Annotated in this window: 15 protein-coding genes; 3 read left to right on the forward strand and 12 right to left on the reverse strand. The window is 42.5% G+C overall.

All coding sequences use genetic code 11. The annotated features are described in order from the left end of the window. Nucleotides 1–57: 57 nt before the first annotated feature. From FMM05_RS14695 to FMM05_RS14710, 4 genes are all read right to left on the reverse strand, one after another. Complete coding sequence (locus FMM05_RS14695) at nt 58–954, reverse strand: DUF6252 family protein (protein WP_143374159.1); 897 nt, start codon at nt 952–954, stop codon at nt 58–60. 98 nt (nt 955–1,052) lie between these two features. After that, complete coding sequence (locus FMM05_RS14700) at nt 1,053–1,835, reverse strand: hypothetical protein (protein ID WP_143374160.1); 783 nt, start codon at nt 1,833–1,835, stop codon at nt 1,053–1,055. Nucleotides 1,836–1,891: 56 nt separating this feature from the next. Beyond that, the gene (locus tag FMM05_RS14705) at nt 1,892–3,175 is read right to left on the reverse strand and encodes an MFS transporter (RefSeq protein ID WP_143374161.1); all 1,284 of its coding nucleotides are present in this window, start codon (nt 3,173–3,175) and stop codon (nt 1,892–1,894) included. Nucleotides 3,176–3,331: 156 nt separating this feature from the next. Further along, the gene (locus FMM05_RS14710) at nt 3,332–4,264 is read right to left on the reverse strand and encodes a peptidylprolyl isomerase (protein WP_143374162.1); all 933 of its coding nucleotides are present in this window, start codon (nt 4,262–4,264) and stop codon (nt 3,332–3,334) included. Between the two features lie 244 nt (nt 4,265–4,508). On the opposite strand from FMM05_RS14710, the gene FMM05_RS14715 reads away from it, so the two are divergent. The 3 genes from FMM05_RS14715 to rplS all read left to right on the forward strand — a co-directional run bounded on the left by FMM05_RS14715 (nt 4,509) and on the right by rplS (nt 6,345). Next, nucleotides 4,509–4,958: a DUF1569 domain-containing protein gene (locus tag FMM05_RS14715; RefSeq protein WP_143374163.1), complete on the forward strand. Its 450-nt coding sequence runs from the start codon at nt 4,509–4,511 to the stop codon at nt 4,956–4,958. Nucleotides 4,959–5,113: 155 nt separating this feature from the next. Further along, the gene (gene trmD / locus FMM05_RS14720; protein ID WP_143374164.1) at nt 5,114–5,788 is read left to right on the forward strand and encodes a tRNA (guanosine(37)-N1)-methyltransferase TrmD; all 675 of its coding nucleotides are present in this window, start codon (nt 5,114–5,116) and stop codon (nt 5,786–5,788) included. A gap of 203 nt (nt 5,789–5,991) precedes the next feature. Beyond that, a complete protein-coding gene (gene rplS / locus FMM05_RS14725) occupies nt 5,992–6,345 on the forward strand; it encodes a 50S ribosomal protein L19 (protein ID WP_143374165.1) in 354 nt (117 codons plus the stop codon). A gap of 69 nt (nt 6,346–6,414) precedes the next feature. Here the strand turns inward: rplS and FMM05_RS14730 are convergent, their stop codons facing one another. From FMM05_RS14730 to FMM05_RS14765, 8 genes are all read right to left on the reverse strand, one after another. Next, a complete protein-coding gene (locus FMM05_RS14730) occupies nt 6,415–7,419 on the reverse strand; it encodes a sugar kinase (protein ID WP_143374166.1) in 1,005 nt (334 codons plus the stop codon). A 142-nt stretch (nt 7,420–7,561) separates the two neighbouring features. Beyond that, on the reverse strand, nt 7,562–9,499 hold the full coding sequence (locus FMM05_RS14735; RefSeq protein WP_143374167.1) for a family 43 glycosylhydrolase: 1,938 nt from the start codon (nt 9,497–9,499) through the stop codon (nt 7,562–7,564). A gap of 9 nt (nt 9,500–9,508) precedes the next feature. After that, nucleotides 9,509–12,091: an alpha-L-arabinofuranosidase C-terminal domain-containing protein gene (locus FMM05_RS14740; RefSeq protein WP_221932280.1), complete on the reverse strand. Its 2,583-nt coding sequence runs from the start codon at nt 12,089–12,091 to the stop codon at nt 9,509–9,511. A 2-nt stretch (nt 12,092–12,093) separates the two neighbouring features. Further along, nucleotides 12,094–13,464, reverse strand: coding sequence for a glycoside hydrolase family 27 protein (locus FMM05_RS14745; protein WP_221932281.1), 1,371 nt, complete (start codon nt 13,462–13,464; stop codon nt 12,094–12,096). Nucleotides 13,465–13,628: 164 nt separating this feature from the next. Beyond that, nucleotides 13,629–15,497 carry a glycoside hydrolase family 2 protein gene (locus FMM05_RS14750; protein WP_143374168.1) on the reverse strand — a complete coding sequence of 623 codons (1,869 nt, stop codon included), beginning with the start codon at nt 15,495–15,497 and terminating at the stop codon, nt 13,629–13,631. 35 nt (nt 15,498–15,532) lie between these two features. Further along, nucleotides 15,533–18,643: a glycoside hydrolase family 2 TIM barrel-domain containing protein gene (locus tag FMM05_RS14755; RefSeq protein ID WP_143374169.1), complete on the reverse strand. Its 3,111-nt coding sequence runs from the start codon at nt 18,641–18,643 to the stop codon at nt 15,533–15,535. 18 nt (nt 18,644–18,661) lie between these two features. Further along, on the reverse strand, nt 18,662–19,876 hold the full coding sequence (locus FMM05_RS14760; RefSeq protein WP_143374170.1) for a glycoside hydrolase family 88 protein: 1,215 nt from the start codon (nt 19,874–19,876) through the stop codon (nt 18,662–18,664). A 28-nt stretch (nt 19,877–19,904) separates the two neighbouring features. Further along, nucleotides 19,905–21,212, reverse strand: coding sequence for a BNR repeat-containing protein (locus FMM05_RS14765; RefSeq protein WP_143374171.1), 1,308 nt, complete (start codon nt 21,210–21,212; stop codon nt 19,905–19,907).

Here is a 21,212-nt window from a genome sequence, read left to right on the forward strand (position 1 = left end):
ATAAAACAAAAAATCCCGCTTTCGCGGGATTTTGTATTAATATATATCGGTAATTAATTACCAGTCGTATTCAACATGAAACGCTCCATTAGTAACCGTGTGTATGGTTTCACCCTGCCCGTTTAATACATTAAAGGTAAATGTACCGGTAATCCAGCCGTTATCAATAGCTGTTATAACTAATGTACCACCCGTTATACCATATTCTACGCCGGCATCATCTATATAATCCGCTTGGTAATCAGCGAGAGGTTCAGTGCTAAACGCATAAGTACCCGGAGTAACTTCGCCATTAATAAACAGGTTTATCTGATGATCTGCCCCTATAGCATTTATGCTTATAATATTAGTGTAACCAATCGCAAGATCGTTTGCATAATTTACAGCAGTACCATTTACGGTAGCTGTCATAGAATCTCCATTAGGCAAAACCGGTGCCGTTATATACGGTACATCTGTAAATACACCTTGTGTAAATTGCTTAGTATCCTCGGCATTTGCACCCTGGCCTGTAAAGCTAAAGGTACCCGACATTGTATGTGATAAGGTGTTTATTGAAATGGTTACAGTACTTGAACCCTCCGGCAATAAAAAATTAGAATAGGTAGATTCAGCCGCTCCGCTTGCCGTGTAAGACATAATAGCATCTGTATATGTACCCGATGTTGTACCATCGATTATAATGCCTATCATCTCGCCGTTAGTGCCCCTCATACCACTAATAAGGGTTAAACCATTACCAACACTTGCAGCGGTACTGGTTGCAACATACGTGGTATCATTAAAATCAACCTGAAACAAAGCAACTTCAGGTATATCTGTAGAGTCTATAGGCTCTTCTACCGGTGGTTCATAATCAAGAAGTACGGGATCTATCGGTTCAACATCACACGACATAAAACCTATTGCCGTAAACAGCACCATAAAGGCTGAAAGTAATTTTATCCTGTTCATAAATAATAATTTTCCGCCAAATATAACCAATATTTGAAACAAAAGCGTTAAAAAATAAATTGCCTGGCTAAAAGTGGCGAAGTTTTTAAAATTAAGTATTAGTTAATTATATATGAAGTTAATGCCATTTGATAAGACAGTCCCTCGCCGGTTGATTCTGATTTTATAGGGCCTACATTTTTAGCGAACCAAATGTAAGTTGTATAGTCAGCCCCCATTATGGTCTGAACCATTTTCTCTTTAATAACATCGGTAAACGTTTCTCCTTCAACAGTAACAGTTAAATCTTTTTGCATAATCGTACCCTTAAAGTTTAGCGTCATTGTAACTGGCGGAAAGCCCGACATACCATAGGTCGTGGTTTGTGTAACCGTTTGCGTCCAACTCTCACCCACTTCAAGATTGTCTTTTAAAACTATTATTTCATAAGGTGCAATTGTAATGGAAGGTAGTCCGTTCGCAGCAGGTATATCAACACTCACCCTTTCGTAGTAGGTGCCGCCATTTTTCCTTAAATGTATATCTGCCTCGCCTGTAAGATCATCAGTTCCTGATTCCTGAAAATAGTGGTTTATTTTATAATAGGTTACGCCACCAATAACTTCTGTGCCAATAATTTTCATTGGAGCCGGATCTTCATCAAAGTCGCCGGTATATATAAAGTCCCACTCATTATTAAGAGCCATCGGGAAGTAATCGCCTTCGCTTGCTACTGGATCATCATCATCGTCATTATCACCACCGGGAGGGTTGTTATTAACAGGACCGGGGTTGTTATTATTGTTTATATAATAAACCGGATCGATACCATCTGCCTCACACGAGGTAAGAGATAAAGATATCAGAAGTAAGAGTGAGGCAATTAAAGTAATTTTTTTCATAATGGTTAAGAGTAATGATAAGGTTTTTGGCAAATATATACAAATAAGCAAATGATTTATAATTTTTTTAATACCCTCACTAATAAAAAAACACCAATTACAAAAAACACCGTTAAAAACACTACTGAATAGCGCATACTGCCAAAAGCCTGGTCTATAGCGCCGTATAAAATCATCCCTATTACAATACCTATTTTCTCGGTAACATCATAAAAACTAAAGTAGGAGGCGGTATCGGTTGTTTCGGGTAAAAATTTAGAATATGTACTCCTTGAAAGCGACTGTATACCTCCCATAACCAAACCTACAAATGCCGCAGTTACATAAAAATGTATAGGCAGCGTTACAAAATAAGCACACACACAAATTACTGCCCAAATGCAGTTAATACCAATTAGGGTTTTAATATTACCAAATTTAGCCGATAGCTTAGATGTGATTATTGCTCCCACTACCGCCACCAACTGTATAAGTAATATGCTTATAATTAGTCCCATGCTTTTAGCTCCGGAATCTGGCCAGGCAATTTCTTCGGCACCAAAATAGGTGGCAGCAAGCATAACGGTTTGTACCGCCATACTATATACAAAAAAAGAACCCAGATAGCGCTTAAGAACTATGTTCTGGCTTAGTTGTACCCAAACCTTGCGCAGTTCTTTAAAACCATTAAGCATAACATCGCCGGTTACTTTATTTTTCTTTGCTCCTTTAGGCAGATAGTAATAGGTGTATTGACTAAATATAACCCACCACACACCTACCGATACGAACGACCAGCGCATAACATCCATCTTTTTCTCATCGGGCACGCTTAAAAGCACGGCAAGTACTGCTACCAAAAGTATCACACTACCTATGTAACCCATTGAATAACCACGGGCACTAACGCTATCCTGCTGGTCAGGATAGGCAACATCAGGCAGGTAGGAGTTATAAAACACCAGGCTGCCCCAAAAGCCTATAAGGCCGAAAAGATAGCATACCAAACCAAAGTAAATAGTGTCCTTATTAAACCAGTACAGCCCAATGCATGAGGCCGCACCTATGTAACAAAATAATTGAAGGAATGATTTTTTGTTACCGGCATAATCTGCAATACCAGACAGTAACGGCGATATAAATGCTACGATTAAAAAAGCAAAGGCTGTTGTAAAGCTTATAAGTGCCGTGCTTTTCATGGAGGTGCCAAAAATTGCTACCTCGCTACCTTTTTCAAAGATCAGGTCATAAAAAATAGGGAATACTGCCGAAGCAATTACAAGACTGTAAACGGAGTTTGCCCAGTCGTAAAATGCCCAGGCGTTAAGCAGCTTTTTGCTGCCTTTTTCTAATTGTGCCATATAGTATTGGTTTGTGTACCAAAACTACTCTATTTTTTTTAATATCAAATACTGTACTATTAAGCCATTATGAAGTTTTAAGCCGGCACACAGCATAAAAAAAGCTGCCCTTTCAGGCAGCCTTCTATCTTAATACTCAATACTAAGTACTTAATACTATTTAACGTCCATCAATTCTACATCAAAAATAAGAGTAGCATCAGGAGGTATAACACCACCCGCCCCGCGAGAGCCATAGCCCAGGTGCGACGGTATAACAAAACGGGCTTTATCGCCTACTTGTAGCAACGCGATACCTTCGTCCCATCCTTCAATAACATTACCCCTGCCTAATGGGAACTCGATAGGCTGTTTGCGTTTGTAAGACGAGTCAAATTCCTGGCCATCTACTAAAGCACCTTTGTAGTGAACCGATACAGTTTTACCTTTTTCAGCTTGTTTGCCATCACCTTTCTGGATGATCTGGTAACGCAGGCCGCTTTCAGTTTTCTGAAAACCGGCAGCTATTTTATCAAGAGCCTCATCAGCCTGTTTTTTAGCGTCTGCAATACGTTTCTCGCGCGATCCTTCAAATGTACGAAAGGCTTCGATAGCATTCCATTTCTGGGATTCTTCGCCAACGCGTACAATTTCTAAAGTCTCAATTTTATCATTTTGCTGAATAGCATCAACAACATCCTGGCCTTCAATAACATTACCAAAAACAGTATGCTTGTTATCTAACCAAGGTGTAGCAACATGTGTAATAAAAAACTGAGAACCGTTACTGCCTGGACCTGCATTAGCCATAGATAGCACACCGGGCGCATCATGCCTTAAGTCTGGGTGAAACTCGTCATCAAACTGGTAACCTGGTCCGCCTGTACCTTTACCCTGCGGGCAACCGCCTTGTATCATAAAGTCGGCTATAACACGGTGAAAAGCAAGTCCGTCATAATATGGTTTGCCTTGTGGTTTCTCATTATTTTCAAGGTTACCTTCAGCCAGGCCTACAAAGTTGCCCACGGTACCCGGAGTTTTATCGTATGTCAGTTTTACAAGGATAACTCCTTTGGATGTATTGAATTTTGCGTAAATTCCGTTTTCCATTGTTTTATTTGTTTTGTGAGGCGCAAATTTACGAATTAATTTTAACTCTTATAAGTACGGTTTCATAACAAAAAGGTAAATTTGAGGGTTAATCGCCAGCGTTATAAAAAACTGAAGTACCTACCGCTAAGGCTGAACACATTATTAAACGACCTGCCAAAATGCTACCATTGGTATATTCTATTATAGGGGTAAAAAATTTATAACAGAATATTCTTATTTTTGCGTAACTTATTTTTTAAATATGGAAAGCCTATACAAACCTAAGGGGAATCAAAATATAATAGACCGCATAGACCAGCTTAGCCCTATGACGCTCTCCCAATGGGGCGTAATGACGGTAAGCCAAATGATGCAGCACTGCCAGGAGCCCATTAAAATGGCGTTTGGCATCATTCACGTTAAACCACACTGGAAAAGTTACTTCTTTGCCGGTTCATATAAAAAGAAGCTTACAAGCTCCAAGCTATTCCACAGGGATCAAAGTGCTATTAAAGAATTCATTATTAAGCGTGAGCCTAATTTTGAAGAAGCCAAAGCCGGACTTAAAGACCTGGTTGCCACTTTTGCTAAAGATGGCCATGCTGCCATTAAAGTGAGCCGCCACCCACTTATGGGCGAAATGACCTATGATGAATGGGATCTTTTGCAATGGAAACACCTTGATTACCACTTAAAACAGTTTGGAGTGTAAAAATTTGCTTTGCAAATTTTTAATAGACAATGAGCAATAGACAATTTGCAGATTTACTTTAAATCTAATGGCACATTGCCAATTGCTTATTGTACATTGCTCATTGCCAATTAAACTTTGTAACTTTGCCACTTTCAAACTTTGAAACTCTAAAAATGCGCATTGATATTATTACCGTATTGCCGGAACTCCTGCGGAGCCCTTTTGAAGCCTCGATTCTTAAACGTGCTATAGATAAAGGCATTGTACAAGTACACCTTCATAACCTTAGGGATTACAGCACCAACAAACAAAAAAATGTAGACGACTACCAGTTTGGCGGCGGCGCAGGTATGGTAATGATGATAGAGCCTATAGATGCCTGCATCACTAAGCTTAAAAGCGAACGTGAATATGACGAGGTTATTTACATGACCCCAGATGGCGATACGCTGAACCAGAAAATGGCCAACCGCATGTCGTTATTGGAAAATATCATAATACTTTGCGGCCATTATAAAGGTGTAGACCAGCGCGTACGCGATCAATTTATCACTAAAGAAATATCAATTGGCGATTTTGTACTTTCTGGTGGCGAACTTGCTGCGGCAGTTGTAGCCGACTCTATAATACGATTAATTCCGGGGGTATTAAGTAACGAAACATCGGCGTTAACCGACAGTTTTCAGGATAACCTGCTATCCCCCCCCATATATACCCGCCCGGCTGAATATAAAGGATGGAAAGTTCCCGATGTATTGCTAAGTGGCAACTTTGCACATATAGACAAATGGCGCGAAGACATGGCTATGGAACACACCAAAACCCGCAGGCCCGATTTACTTGAATAGCTTATTCAGGTTAAAATGTTGAAAGTTTTAAATGTTGTAATGTTGAGTACCTAACTGAACTTTTAAACATTAAACATTAAAACTTTCATACTCAAACTTATTGCCACTTCAAAAATATTTTTATCTTTGCAGCCGCAATCGGGTCAACCTCTGGCGAAAATCGTGGTATGTTGCTCTGATATAAACAATTAAAACAAAAAATCATGTCTGATTTAGTTAAATTTGTCGAGAACGAATTTGTTACAAAAAAAGATTTCCCTGAGTTTGGAGCCGGTGATACACTAACTGTGTACTACGAAATTAAAGAGGGTGAAAAAACAAGGACTCAGTTCTTTAAAGGAGTTGTTATCCAAAAAAGAGGTGCTGGTATCACTCAAACATTTACTATCCGTAAAATGTCTGGTGCTGTAGGTGTAGAGCGTATTTTCCCGCTTAACATGCCTGCACTACAAAAAATCGAAGTTAACCAAAGAGGTAAAGTTAGAAGAGCTCGTATATTCTACTTCCGCGACCTTACTGGTAAAAAAGCTAAGATCAAAGAAAAAAGAAGAAGATAGTCTTCTGCAAAAAGCATATAAAAATCCCCTGATTACTCATCAGGGGATTTTTTGTTTTAGACGATTTGATTACCTTTTTAAACGACCACTAATATTACCCTCGGCTACTTCCAGTACCTCATCTGCACTAACAAGGTTTACATCTCCGGGAAGGGTGTGTTTTAAGGCACATGCAGCATTAGCAAAATTAAGCGCATGCTGGTCATCATAATGCTGTAAGCCGTAAATAAGCCCGGCTGCATATGCATCACCCGTACCTATACGGTCTACCACATCTACAATTTCAATTTCAGGGGTTTCAAAATAATGCTTGTTGACCCACGCCCTGCCGTACACTTTTTGGTGCGAGGCACTTACACCCGTACGTACCTTATCAAATACCTTGATTATATTAGGATATTTAGCCATAAGGCTTTCGGCGGCACTTATAAAATTATCTTTGTAGTGCGAATAATCGGTACCTAAAATCTCATTGATCTCGTTAATTCCACCAATAAAAATAGTACTTAGCCCTACCAGTTCGCCCAATACTTCTTTGCCATCTTTACCATACTTCCATAAATTGCTGCGGTAGGCGGGGTCGGCAGTAATGTCTATACCTTTGTCCATGGCTTTTTGCAGCCCTGCTTTAAGCGTTTCATAAGCACCGTTAGAAATAGCCGGCGAAATACCCGTCCAGTGCAGCCAGGTGCAATCCTGCAAGGCTTCGTCCCAGTTAACCATATCAGGCGTTATGTGCGCAAAAGCGCCGTGCATACGGTTGTAAGCTATCTGGCTGGCACGCATACCCGATCCTATCTCCATAAAATACAGTCCCAGTGGGTGGTCAACTTTTTTCACCTGCGAAACATCAATACCGTACTGGCGCATGGCAGCAAGGGCGGCTTCACCAACGATATCGTTAGATACTGTACTGACATGCTGTACCGGCAGCCCGAATTTAGACAATGATGCCGCGACGTTCATCTCGGTACCGCCAAAAAAGAAATCAAACTGGGTAGATTGCTGTATCTTACGGTATTCGGGAGGCGATAAACGCATTAAGACTTCGCCAAAAGTGACTATTTTTCCCATAGGTGGATAATTGTGAATGTGGTTATTGGTTGATTTGGTTATTTAGTGCTTCCATTTAATAACCTGCAATTTTACAAATTTAGTATAAATAAAACCGGCCACTATCATGTAGTGGCCGGTAAAATAGCAGTTTATTTATTCACTAAAAATATCTCTTTTTAGATGTAAGTGGCTGTATTCCTTCTAACGTAGGGGTTACCGTTACAATGTTACCCTTATCATCAAACGTTAATTTATCTATGCATAGCTCGCGGTTGTAACCGGCAGCATCGCCCATTGTAATACCATCAGGTATAGCGAAACGGTGGTACACTATATACCATTCGTCTTTGCCCGGCACCTGTATAACCGAGTTATGCCCTGTGCCATAAATACCTTTTGCAGGGTTCTTAGCAATTACTAAATTGTCTTTACCAATAGTTAGCGGCCCAACCGGGCTTGTTGCTGTAGCGTAACGCACCTTGTAATTTTCGCTACGGGTATCATCCTCAGACCATAAGAAGTAGTACTTGCCGTTTCTGTAAAATACTTCGGTACCTTCCCTAAAGCTTTCATTAGGAGTAATTATTTTAAGGGTACTTTCTTTGATAGATATCATATCTTCATTAAGCTCGGCAACAGCCATATAGCCATTACCCCAGTACAGGTAGGTTTTACCCGTTTTAGGATCGGTAAATACATCCGGGTCTATTACCTGCCCGCCCAAGCCTTCAGGATTTGCAGATAGCAACGCCTTGCCGCTATCCTTAAACGGACCCGCAGGATCATCGGCTACAGCCACCCCAACTTTTTGAGCAGCAGTAAAGTAGTAAAAATATTTGTACTTGCCTTTAATCTTTTTCTCTACAATGGTTGGTGCCCAGGCGTTACGGTTTCCCCAAGGCACATCCTTTTTAAGGTCAAGGATAATGCCCTCATCCTTCCAGTCTACAAGGTTATCCGATGAAAAGGTTTTAAAGTAGTAGCCACCCCAGCCATCAAAGCCATCACTGGTAGGATACAGGTAGTATTTACCTGTCTTATTGGAATATAGCACTTCAGGATCGGCGTAAAAACCTTCCAATGCCGGGTTATTGTTAATAACCGTAAGCCCTTTTGGAGTACCCCACTTGGCCAACAACACTTTTAGCTCACTTCTTGTAATTGGCATAACCGTGCCGTGGCGCGGTTTAAAATCCATTTTTACATCGCTGTCGATAACTTTAAAATGCTCTAAATCTTCACTTTTTGTAAACTGATATTGCCCTTTTTTGTACACATCATACATCAAAATATACTCTTTAGAGTTGTTCAGTTTAAACACCCCTGCCCCTTCTACACTTTCGGGAGTTTGTTGCAGGTAATTATCGTTTTCTTTCCAATTGTTGGATGTGAGGCTGCTTGTGGTTGCCACCTTAATACCGGCAGTTTCTGTTTCTGTTTTATAAAACAGGTGGTACACACCATCTTTTATAATGATATCGCCATCTATGCATGCCTTGCCCGATTTTGGCACGAACAGCAGCTTAGGCGCTGCCTCAAGGCCTGTAAAATCTTTATTGGCATATGCGTAATAGATCTTATCCGGGTCGGCGCCATGCTGAAGCGAAAAATATATCATGTACTTGCCGGCAGCCTCATCATAAATGGTTTGTGGTGCCCATACGCGTTTTAGGTTCTCGTTATTGGGATATTGCTTCTGGATATTTACAACAGATGACGACCAGTTAACCAGATCGGTCGACTTTAACAACACCATAGCCCTGTTAGAGTCCCAGCCTTTTTCGGCGGTCATATCGGTTACAACCATGTAAAAGGTTTTGCCATCCTGCCCCCTTAAAATATGAGGGTCGCGAACGCCACCGGTAGAACTTATCTTTTTAGGATCTAAAACCGGTTTGTTGTCGTTAAGGGCTTTGTAATCGTAGCCATCCATACTAACAGCAAAACGGATAGCTTCGCCATCATCTTTGTTACCTGTAAAATAGGTAAACAGGTAGGCTGTAAAATCTTTTTTGGCAGGCGAAGCCGGTGCCTGGGCACTAACTTTAGGTATTGCAACTGCTACTAAAAATGCAAGTGCGGTAAGTGTTTTTTTCATTGATCTTTATTACTTTGTTTTAATACGGATAATAGTAAACGAGTACGGAGCCAGCCCTTTAGCAACAGCTTCGGCGACAGGCATAGATACTACAACAGGCAACACTGCCGTTTTTTCTTTAGCGTTGCCTTTAAAAGTAGTATAGCTAACTGCCCCTTTTGCAGTTATGCCTTTAAAATCTATTTCTGGCTTAACGGAAACCGGCAGCATGTTTACCAGCTTTACAATTATGTCGCCTGACTTTGAATCTTTAACCGTAGACACCCCAATGCGTTTTTGCAGATCGTTGTTGTTATCCGAAAGTTTGATGGTATTCTGAATATAGCTGTCGCCTGCATTTTGCCCGTACAGTTGCTGCACATAGTAGTTTACAGTAGGCATAACCTCTGTATTATTAAAATATACTAAATCAGGATTCCATTGGGTGTGCTGCTCCTTGGCTAAAAGCGGCGCGTAAGATGCCATGCTAACTACATCGCCATTGCGTTCTAGAGCCGAGAGATATAAAGCTTCCGCCAGCGCGTTATAGATAGTGCTGCCCCATGAGGCATATTCGCCAAGGTATACTTTAGATTTTGAACGGTCATAACTATCGTAAAAATCCTGGTTGTTTATAAACCAGCCCGGCTGCTCGTAGTAATGCTCATCTACCATATTAATGTTCAGCTTATCGGCAATTGCCCAGCCTTCACGGTAATCGGCCCCCTCAAAAAACGGCCCTACAGTACCTATTACAATAATGTTGGGGTATTTTTTCTTAACGGCATTTACTATCATGGTGTAGCGCTCCTCAAAAACATCGGTAATAAGGTCTTCGTTGCCTATGCCAATATATTTTAGGTTAAATGGCTTGGGATGCCCCGCCTCGGCACGTTTCTTACCCCAGGTAGTGGTAGCTGCGCCATTGGCATATTCTATAAGATCGAGCACATCCTGAACGTACTCGTCCATGTGCTCCATAGGGATGCCGAACTGCTGCCCTGCCCCACCGGTACCCGAATTTTGGCACGGAACACCCGCTGCCAGTACCGGCACAGGTTCTGACCCCATATCTTCGCAGTACTGAAAATATTCAAAATAGCCTAAGCCTACCGTTTGGTGGTAACCCCAAAGGTTACGCATGGGCACGCGAGACTCTAATGGGCCTATAGTGTTCTTCCAACGGTAAATGTTGCCCAGGCCGTCGCCATGTGCCACACACCCACCGGGAAAACGCATAAAGCGTGGCTTAAGCCCGGCAACGGTTTGCGCCAGGTCTTCGCGAAGGCCATTCTTGCGGCCTTTGTAGGTTTTTTGAGGGAAAAGCGACACCATATCTACCGCCGTTTCTTCGGATGTGCTTATCTCTAAGAAACCATCAGTTATAGTTTTAGAAGGTTTTAGTACCGCAATATATTTTTTCCAAGAGCTACCCGGTGTAACGGTAGTTTCTGCAACCACATTGCCCGCCGCATCTTTAAGTTTTACCGTGCATTTTGCCCCTTTCGCAAATAGGCTAAAGTCATACTTATCTCCTGCTTTTAGCGCAATACCGTCGAAACCACTATTGGTAATCGCGCCGTTTTTTAAAACTGCATAGTGTGAATTGTTGGTATGGATGCCATTAACGCTATCAAGCCTGAAGCTACCGCTCCATGAAGTTGTATGGTTCCATTTTTCATCACGGCCCTCTTTGTCGCTAAGGGCGTATTCAAAATCACGGTTTTGTATTAATTCTGCATACAGCCCGCCATCAGCAGCGTAATTAATGTCTTCAAAAAAAACACCCATAAGCATATCGCTTATTTTTTTGTTTTGCGATGCATCAATTGTAATCTTTGCTGTAACAGGCTTTAACTCGGCAAACAGGGCAGCATCCGTTTCCGGAGTTACCTTGTTGTGCTCATTTTTGTATTTTACCGCCTGCATGCTTTTGGTAAGGTTTTCTACCATAGCCCACGGCACTTCTGTTATAGTCCCCTGCTGTTGTACACCTGCAAGTGTAACAGTGGTGCGGAGGTTTTTACGGTCGACTTTTAGCCCGGTACGCGTTGTAGTAAATGTTTTAAAATCTTTTGTAGATGTTGCAAACTCATTAGCATATTCAGCAGTCCTATAACCACTAAGCCAACTTATGGTGTAGGCATTTTTATCTGCAAACACCTCTAAATCTATTACATTGTTAAAGAAATTCTCAGTACTGCCAATACCTTTCATTATAGGAACATACGTTTGGCGGTTCCAGGTAGCAAGGTCGTTAGAGGCTGCGTGTGCCAGTACAAAGTCGGTTTCGTTAACGCTCCAAAGGCAATGATACATACCAGCATCATCTTTAAATAAAAACGGGCTCAGCATTCTTTTCTGGCTGCCCCAGCGGCCGTAATCACATTTTAAAAAACTGTGCTCAGGCCCTATGGCGCTCCAGTTAACCTTATCGTTGCTCCAGGCATAGTGCAGCCCGTTCTGCCCTTTATTATCAAGCGTGGCATACGCAAAAAGGTACACCTTATCGGGGCTTTTGTGTTTTGGCTTAACGCCGAAAGCCGACAATATAAATGCCGCAGCCAATAACAGGCATGCGGACATTAATGTATTTATTGTAAACCTTTTCATAATTATTTATTCAATTTGTACAGAACTGAAGCATGCGGCCTTAGCTTTGCTGATACGTTACCTGTAGCTTCACCCGATGCAGATCCGCCTTTGCCTGTCCACATATCAGTTATTTTAGCCTTACCGGTAATGCCCACATCAGATAACGGTACCGATACCTCAGTTTCAGCATCCGAAACATTAAACAGGGCAAGGTATACGCTGCCGTCTTTTTCGTTTTTAGAGGTAATAGCAATTTTGCCGTCTTTTTGGAAAAGCTGTTTTACACCGGTGCCTTCGCGGTGCATTTTAAGTACCTCATCATTAGTAAGTAATGATAGTGTAAAGGCATCGTTGCTTGGCATATCGCCACCAAACATCAACGGCGATTTAAATATGGTAAAGAAGTTCATAAGCAGGTACTGCTCATCCTTGGTAAGGCGCGTCATGCGGTCTTCGCCACGTTCTCCCCTAACCGATATACGCCCAAGCGGAATCATATCGCAGTCCGGCCATGTGCCCGGCGCAATGTAGGGGTACCATTTTTGGCTTACTTCCATAAGGTGGGTAATGTGCGGCCAGGTGTCCCAAACGTCATCTACCATACGCCACATATTTGCATGGGTGCTAACGTGTGCAGCAGCTTCAATAGGGGTTTCTCCCGGCGATGTGCTAAGTACTATTTTCCTACCGCAGTTGTCTATCGCTTTACGGATAAGGTTTATTTCGCCCTCATGGTACGGTGCAGAAAGGTCGTCTATCTTAATAAAGTCAACTCCCCATGATGCATACATTTCTATGATAGAGTTGTAATACTCCTGTGCGCCCGGCTTATCAGCCACAATGGTGTAGTTGTCCTGCAGCCATTTGCACTGTAGCTCTGTACTATAGATCATATCAGCAGTAATGCCGTTAGTGCCTTTTATAGACATTTTTTCCTCTACTGCTTTTTTAGGTATGCCGCGCATTATGTGTATGCCGTATTTTAGCCCTTTGCTGTGTACATAATCGGCCAGACTTTTAAAGCCATTGTTATTTGCCGCCGATGGAAAACGGTTTACAGCAGGCTGGTAACGCCCGTACTGGTCTATAACATAACGCGGGTCGGTTTGGTTATAGCCACCGGCCTTGTCATTTTCTACATACCAACGTATATCGGTTACAATGTACTCCCAGCCGTGCTTTTTAAGGTTGACGGCCATATAATCGGCATTGGCTTTAACTTCTGCCTCGGTAACAGTAGGCCCATAGCAGTCCCAGCTGTTCCATCCCATTGGCGGGGTTTGTGCCCAGCTTTTAAAATCGTCTTTACCCGATGTTTTTTTTGTAGAAGAACACCCTGTAATAACAAGGCAGACCATTGCAAATAATACTGTTGTTTGTCTAAAATTCATGTGTGGTTTAATCTATTGGTTAACTATTTTGTGTCTGCCACAAGGCAGTCTTGCTTATTGTCTATTGCTTATTGCCTATTGCTTTATTGCCTATTGCTTTTATTGCCTATTGCTTTATTGCCCATTGCTTTATTGCCCATTGCTTATTACCTATTGCTTATTGCCTATTGCTTATTGTTAGCAGCTTTCTCTTTATCCACTATCTTTTTATAATACGCCTGCATTGCATAAAAGGCTTTTTTCTTTTGCCCGTCTTTGCTTATAAGCCCCTTGGTATTCCAACCCTCCTGGTAGGTTGGGTTGTTACGCTTAGGCGAACGGAAATCGGCCAGTATCCATGGCGAGATACCACTGTAACTATCCGGAAACTGGTTTTCGAACATTTTTATTTGCTCTTGGTAAAACCATTCCTGGTACTCTTCACTAAAGCGGGCTGTTTTATCTGCATGAAAGCCAAAGTTACCTTCGGCACCGGTCTCGCTTATAAAAAAAGGCTTGTCATACGCCACGCTCCATTTTGCCGTGCGGCAATCGGCAGGTGTGCCCCTGTACCAGCCCAGGTATTCATTCAGGGCAACAATATCGGTATACTCGCCAAGTGGGTCGTCTACGTGGTTTACGCCCTCGTTATAGCCTACTTCCAGCGCGGCAGATACCAATCTTGAGCCATCCAGCTTTTTAGCCATCTTGGCCAGTGTACTCATAAACGTGGTACGTGTAGGGCTAACAGGTGTTTCGTTACCAACCGACCAGATGATGATACTCGCCCTGTTACGGTCGCGTGTTACCATCTCGGTCAATTGCTTTTTAGCCTTTACCAATACTTCCGGGTTGCCGAATTCTATCGTCCAGTACACCGGTATCTCGCTCCACACCATAAGGCCAAGCGAATCGGCTACGCGGGTCATGTTCTCGCTGTGCGGATAATGTGCCAGCCTAACCATGTTACAGTTAAGCTCCTTAGCCCAGCCTAACAACTGGTTGGCATCTTTAACGCTGTGTGCACGGCGTATTTGCTGCGGAATCTCCTCATGGATGCTGATGCCCCTTAAAAATACCTGGCTACCGTTAAGGATGATCTTTTTACCCGAAACCTCGATTTTCCTGAAACCTATCTTCTCTGAAACCGACTCATTACCTAAAGCAAATTTTACCTGGTACAGCTTAGGGCTTTCCGGCGACCATAACCCTATTTTATTAGCTTCGAAGTTAAAGGCTACGCTATCCCCCTGTATGGCAAATTCTTTTTTAAGTTTCAGTTCCGGTATTTCTACCGAAACCTTTGCACCTGCAGCCGGGGCATTCATTTTTGCCCAACCGCTTAGTTTGTATTTACCTTTTTTCTTAGCAGCCACAATATCCTGAGACGGGTCTAACTGCAAGTTATACTGCTGAATAAAATGTTCCGGTACCATAACCAGCTCAACATCGCGGGTAATTCCTCCGTAGTTCCACCAGTCGGTGTTAACGGTGGGTATTTCATCGGCATGGCGCCTGTTATCTACCCTTACCACTAAAAAGTTGTCTTTATCTTTTAAAAGCTCTTTAGGTATCTTAAAGTTAAAAGCCGTAAACCCGCCTTTGTGCATCCCAAGTTTTTTACCGTTTAGATACACGTGCGCCTCGTAGTTTACCGCACCGAAGTACAAATACACATCTTTGCCCACTGCCGCAGATGGCCTATCAAAATTGCGTTGGTACCAAACAGTGCCTTCATAATACAAAAACTGGTGATCCTGGCTGTTCCAGTCGCCCGGCACCTGTATGTTATAGGGCGCTTTGTAGCCGTGTTCCGTCCATTGGGTAGGGCCTTTAGGCTCGCTGTTGTTCCAGTAAGCCCCGGCATCTTTTTCGGGGCGCTCCTTAAAACGGTAATCGTAAAAGCCCGTATCATATGGGTCTACAATGTAATGCCAGGTGCCGTTAAGCGATACATGCTCGCGGCCCTGCGTGTTCACAATAAGTGCATCCTGGGCGTTTGCGCTAAGCAAAACGCCCAAAATGGCTATGGCTGAGATAAATAATTTTTTCATAATTGTAATTGTTGGATAGATGTTTTGGATATTTTTTACTGTAAGCTAATGGTATAGCTGTAGGTATATTTAGGAGCCTTAAGCAGGTACTGCTCATGTGGCAGCGCTCCCCAGCTGTTATCGCCACCTACACCACGCTGCGCGTAATCAACATGAAGATATACTTTATCTTCAGGGTGAATATCGTTAGTATGGCGCTGGTCTTTAGTTTTACCCGGGTCTATATTCTCTGTAGAAACATTCATGGCGCTAAAGCTAAGTGGCTGGTCGCCTGTAATTTTTAAACCTTTGCCTGCTGCGTTTTGCAGGGCAAGCCAGCGCACATCGGTCTTGTAACCGCATTCCTGCGGGCGAATGTACGTCCATGTAAACTGGTTGGCCACCTTATCAGTATACTCTCCCACAAACGAAGCCGTATTCCTGTCAGAATAATTTTCCCATGGGCCGCGGCCGTAGTAGCTTAGATCGCCGTAGCTTCCGTCAAGTTCTAAACGCATACCAAAACGCGGAAGTTCCGGCAATTCTTTACCTGTTTTATCTATAGATGCTGTAACTTTTATGCTACCATCAACCTGAATCAAATAGTTAACCGTATACGGTACATTTACACCGGCCAACTGGTATTTAACCTCTATAGGCAATCCGGCATCGGTTTTATCGCCAACAGTAACGTTTTGTACTGTAGGGTTTTTGTGAGCATCTTTCCACACGGCCAGTTTAATTTGCTCCTTGCTGCCAAAATCATTATCGGTTGGTGCCCTCCAAAAATATGGTATAGGGAAATTGGTAATTATCTCTTTATCCTCTTTTTTTGATGTGTAGCTTATAAGCGCCCCTTTTTCAAGGTCAAAAGAGCCTTCTGCATTGCCCGCCTCAAAAGTAAGGGTGTTACCTTTCTTTTTATACTTTAGTTTGCCTTTGGCAATAGCGGCGGTATCTTTAGCCGTAAAGTAATTGCCTTTACCAAGATTAAACTGCTCTCTTGCCACTTCGTAGCCTGCCGGAACAAGATCTGTAGACTGTTGGGTATAAGCGTAGGCATTAAGAAAATATTCCGATGTACCGTCAAATTCAAAAATATGGGTATCGCTGCCTGTCCTTCCAGGAGCTGCACCGGTGTTAAAGGTATGTGTATCTACTACTTTACCATTTTTTACAAGCTCCAGCTTAAAATTAAATTGCGTAAGATTAGTATACTGGTACAGGTTTTTAATGCTTAGTTTAGATGTCGCAGTATCGTAGCTAAAGCGAATATCCTGGTACACTTTTTTAACTTCGGCAAGGCCCGGATGCGGAATACGGTTGGCATTGATAAGGCCGTTAGAACAAAAATTCTCATCATTATGCATATCCTTACCGCCAAGGTCGCCTCCATAGGCTAAAAACTCAGTCCCTTTAGCATCATGGGTTGTCATTCCCTGGTCTACCCAGTCCCAAATACAGCCACCTTGCATACGCGGACTGTTTTCTATAATATTATAATACTCCTGAAAGTTACCGTTACTGTTACCCATAGCGTGTGAGTATTCACACATTATAAACGGCCTTTCTTTATCTGATGCTGCATACGCCTTCATATAATCTATTCCAGGGTACATTGGGGCAACAATATCGGTATCTGCATTTTCCCCTGCCTGCTCGAACATTATAGGGCGCGATGGGTCGCGTTGCTTAAGCCACTTGTAATTATCATAAAATACCGGGCCGTTACCGCACTCATTACCCATAGACCATATAATGACAGACGGGTGGTTTTTATCAATTTCCAGCATGCGCTGAATACGATCGGTATGTGCGGCAGCCCATTCCGGCAGGTAAGCAGGATGTTTAGATTTATCAAACGGACCCTGAAGCTCTGCTCCCATACCGTGAGTTTCTATATTGGCCTCATCTACCACATAAAAGCCATATTGGTCGCACAGGTCATAAAAATAGGTATCGTGCGGATAATGGCACATACGTATGGTATTGATGTTGTTTTGCTTCATAAGGGCAAGGTCTTTCATCATCAGTTCCCTGTTGGGCACGTGGCCGTTAATAGGGTCGTGCTCGTGTATGTTTACACCACTCACCATTATCGCTTTACCGTTTACTAACAGCTGGGCATTTTTAATCTCAACCCTCCTAAAACCGGTGCGGCCGGTAATAACATCCGTTTCACCTTTTTGGCCTTCCCATGTCATGACATAACGGTACAGATTAGGCGTTTCATCGCTCCACTTTTCTACTTTAGGCAGGGTTGTGCTAAATTCAAGGTTTTTAGAGTTGGCATTAAGATCCATACTCTTGTTAAACACCTCTTTACCCGATGGGTCTAACAACTTAAACGTAAATTTACCCACACCTTTTGAGTTGGCGTAATTATACTTTTTAAAGTTAACTTTTGCCGATAATATCCCGTTTGTATAGCTATCATCAAGGTTGGCACCAACTTCATAGTCCTGCACCGCAACGGCAGGCATGGCTTGCAAATATACATCGCGCTCTATACCCGATAATCTCCAGAAATCCTGGTCTTCCAGGTAGCTGCCATCATGCCAGCGGAATACCTGTACTGCAATTTGGTTCTCGCCCTTTTTAAGCAGGAAGGTAATATCAAACTCAGCAGCAGTTTTAGAAGCTTTGGTCATACCCGCCTCTTTACCGTTTACATAGATCCTGGCATAACCGGTAATCGATCCAAAATGTAATAGTACCGCTTTATTATCCCAATTTTGAGGTATGGTAAACGTGCGCCTGTATGTTCCTACCGGATTGTATTTTTCATTTACAAAAGGTGGATTTTTAGGAAACGGATATACTATATTGGTGTAGATAGGAATATCATACCCCTGCATTTCCCAGTTTGAAGGTACCGGAATGGTTTTCCAGCTGCTGTCATTAAAACCTGCCTCATAAAAATTCATGGGGCGCTCTGCCGGTGTTTTTACAATATTGAATTTCCAGTTGCCGTTAAGGCTCTGGTAATAAGGTGACGCTTCCGGCTTTAAGGCTATTGCCGATGCCTCAGAATCGTATACAATAAAATTAGCATGGGGTTTTTGTTTGTTTCTTTCAAAAACCTGAGGGTTTTCCCATTCGTTTTGTTTTTGCTGTGCAGATAGTTGCAACGTAAGCAAAAGTAATGGCGCTAATAGTTTCTTCATAATGTTGTGGTAAGGTATTTAATAGTTTTTATGGCGCAGCATGGCCTCTACAAGGTAGTAGTCGCCGTAGCTAAGCGGTGTATCAATTTCGGTTTTATTAGGCATGTTGCCCACGCCGTGCATTAGTATAAAGCCTCCGTTTGCTTTTAGTTTGGCTATATATTCAGGGGTTAGCAGGTTGCCCAGTATCGTCTCAGCATCGGTTCGGAATTTATCTGCCAGTGTTTTATCAGAATATTTACTCAGTTCAAACAAGGCTGATGATATTATGGCTGCCGCCGATGAATCACGTAATGCATTGGGTATGCCAGGCGCGTTAAAATCCCAATAGGGTATCATGTCCTTTGGCAGATTAGGGTTGTTCAGGATAAAATTGGCAATATTTTCTGCCTGTTTAAGGTATTGGGCATCTTTAGTTTCGCGGTACATTACTACGTAGCCGTATAGGCCCCAGGCCTGCCCACGTGCCCACGCCGAATCATCGGCTGCGCCCTGGTTGGTAATTTGTTTGGTAACAGCCCCCGTATTGATATCGTAAACTACTTCATGATACGAACTGAAATCTTTACGAAAATGGTTCTTCATGGTAGTATTGGCGTGGTTTACCGCAATTTTGTAGTACGTGCTGTCGCCACTGTGTTTTGTAGCCCAAAACAACAACTCAAGGTTCATCATGTTATCAATAATAACCGGCATCTCATTAGCCGATGCATGGTTCCACGGCGCGCTATCCCAGGATTTTATGCATTTTGCCTTTTCGTTGTAGCGTGATGATAACGATTTGGCACTGTTCATAAGTATTTCTTCGTATTCTTTACTTGGAGAAAGGCGCTGCGCATTGCCAAAGCTGCAATACATCATAAAGCCAAGATCGTGCGTTGATTTATTAAACTGCTCTTTTTTAAGATCCTGCAAAACCGTTTCCGCCTTTTTTTTCAGGTCGGCATCTTTATGGTCTTCGTTAAGGTATAAAAGTGTACCGGGGTAAAAGCCGCTGCACCACCAGCCTGAATCGCTTGTTTCTAACGAATCTTTATCGGCATGATAGGTTTTAGGAAAACGCCCCTGTGGGGTTATACTACCCAAATATTTGTATTGCGAAGCCGCAGTTTGCAGTGTTGTTTCTATTTTTTTATCCAGGCTGTCATCAGCTGCCTGCTCTTTTTGTTTTTCTTTTTGGCTGCATGATGCCAAAATAAGCAGCGTAAAAAGTGATACTAATTGTTTTTTCATGATGTTTTTGGAATTGGATATTTGTAATTTAATGAGGCAAATTTTTAACTTCTAAAATGTTTACCGGCTGCGGTGCTGTGTGGTTAAGCCCTTCACCATCAGCCTGTGTAACTTTTTGAGAAAAAATATGGAGTTGCCTTTTCCCATCCCATAACGCTGTATCATAATTCGGCTCCCAATCCCCTACAGATTCTTCTGTAAGGTCTTTAATTTCCCATACCTTCTTCTCGATGTCTGCATAAGCAAGGGTAATTTTGCCCCCCCGCTCTGCATCCCTGAAAAGGAGATACAAGATAGCCTTATTTATTAAAACTTTTGGCCGCGAAATCGTTATATTTTTTGTCCCGCCGCCACCTAAAGTAAAGGTATTTTTATGAAAATTTGTATTCAGCAGTTGCCACTTTCCGTTAGCCTTGTACACAACTTTGTATTGTGGAATGCTGTCGCTGTTCCAGTAGGTTGCAATGTATGGGTTGCCATCTTCATCAGTAGTCATAGACGTTTGATTAATTAGGCTGCTATTTTGTGGAACGTTCCATGCTATCTCAGCAGTGGCAACGGTAATAGGCAGTGCATATATTTCGCCTGTTGATTTTTGCCAGGTTACACCGCTATCTTTAGATATTGCATAGCAAATATCATGGTTGGTAGCTACATCCCAACTCTCCCGCCAAACCCACGATAGGTGAACATAGCCCTGCCTATCTACACACATTTGCCAGTAGGCACTGCGGGCTTCTTCGCCATTAAGGAGGTTGTTTTGCAGGCGTGTCCACTTACCCGTCTCTGGATCATAATTGTTAATTACCACATTGCCCCTTCCCGATGCGCCCGACCTGTAGCAAAATAGCATTTTACCATCAGGCAGGTTATGAAACTCCGGATAGGTAACCTTTAGCTCCTGATCGCCTGTCATAAGCTCTTCAGCGCCTAATTCCAAACTTAGTGGCTCTTTACCTTTTACGTAGCGCAATCGGGTATCGTGGTGGTCCCAGCTTACGTGCAGATAACCTTTAGCATCAACCGCTATGCTTATGCTGTTGTGGGCATCTTTTACATTGCCTTTATACGCCGTTTTTAACACCTGCCATTTGCTGCCCCCAAGTTTGCGCTTACCTAAAACCATCGTACTGTCATTATCATAATAGGCTGTATACTGATAGTCTTTATGAGTAGTTAACGCACTATTCCTGAATACAACCGTATTAACCGAATTGTTGCTCCACCCCTCGCCAACAGTAGTTTCCTTAACTTTAAGCGATGCACAGCCTGTTAGCACGATACAGAGGCATAGGCTAAAAGCTTCTGTGATGCTATGTTGTTTGGTACGTACCAT

The organism is Flavobacterium zepuense, assembly GCF_007097145.1.
Lineage (GTDB): Bacteria > Bacteroidota > Bacteroidia > Flavobacteriales > Flavobacteriaceae > Flavobacterium > Flavobacterium zepuense.

Bases quoted from the DNA above. Each gene is read 5' to 3' on its own strand.
- FMM05_RS14695 (WP_143374159.1), bottom strand. From the start codon at position 954: ATGAACAGGATAAAATTACTTTCAGCCTTTATGGTGCTGTTTACGGCA.
- FMM05_RS14700 (WP_143374160.1), bottom strand. From the start codon at position 1,835: ATGAAAAAAATTACTTTAATTGCCTCACTCTTACTTCTGATATCTTTA.
- FMM05_RS14705 (WP_143374161.1), bottom strand. From the start codon at position 3,175: ATGGCACAATTAGAAAAAGGCAGCAAAAAGCTGCTTAACGCCTGGGCA.
- FMM05_RS14710 (WP_143374162.1), bottom strand. From the start codon at position 4,264: ATGGAAAACGGAATTTACGCAAAATTCAATACATCCAAAGGAGTTATC.
- FMM05_RS14715 (WP_143374163.1), top strand. From the start codon at position 4,509: ATGGAAAGCCTATACAAACCTAAGGGGAATCAAAATATAATAGACCGC.
- trmD (WP_143374164.1), top strand. From the start codon at position 5,114: ATGCGCATTGATATTATTACCGTATTGCCGGAACTCCTGCGGAGCCCT.
- rplS (WP_143374165.1), top strand. From the start codon at position 5,992: ATGTCTGATTTAGTTAAATTTGTCGAGAACGAATTTGTTACAAAAAAA.
- FMM05_RS14730 (WP_143374166.1), bottom strand. From the start codon at position 7,419: ATGGGAAAAATAGTCACTTTTGGCGAAGTCTTAATGCGTTTATCGCCT.
- FMM05_RS14735 (WP_143374167.1), bottom strand. From the start codon at position 9,499: ATGAAAAAAACACTTACCGCACTTGCATTTTTAGTAGCAGTTGCAATA.
- FMM05_RS14740 (WP_221932280.1), bottom strand. From the start codon at position 12,091: ATGAAAAGGTTTACAATAAATACATTAATGTCCGCATGCCTGTTATTG.
- FMM05_RS14745 (WP_221932281.1), bottom strand. From the start codon at position 13,464: ATGAATTTTAGACAAACAACAGTATTATTTGCAATGGTCTGCCTTGTT.
- FMM05_RS14750 (WP_143374168.1), bottom strand. From the start codon at position 15,497: ATGAAAAAATTATTTATCTCAGCCATAGCCATTTTGGGCGTTTTGCTT.
- FMM05_RS14755 (WP_143374169.1), bottom strand. From the start codon at position 18,643: ATGAAGAAACTATTAGCGCCATTACTTTTGCTTACGTTGCAACTATCT.
- FMM05_RS14760 (WP_143374170.1), bottom strand. From the start codon at position 19,876: ATGAAAAAACAATTAGTATCACTTTTTACGCTGCTTATTTTGGCATCA.
- FMM05_RS14765 (WP_143374171.1), bottom strand. From the start codon at position 21,212: ATGGTACGTACCAAACAACATAGCATCACAGAAGCTTTTAGCCTATGC.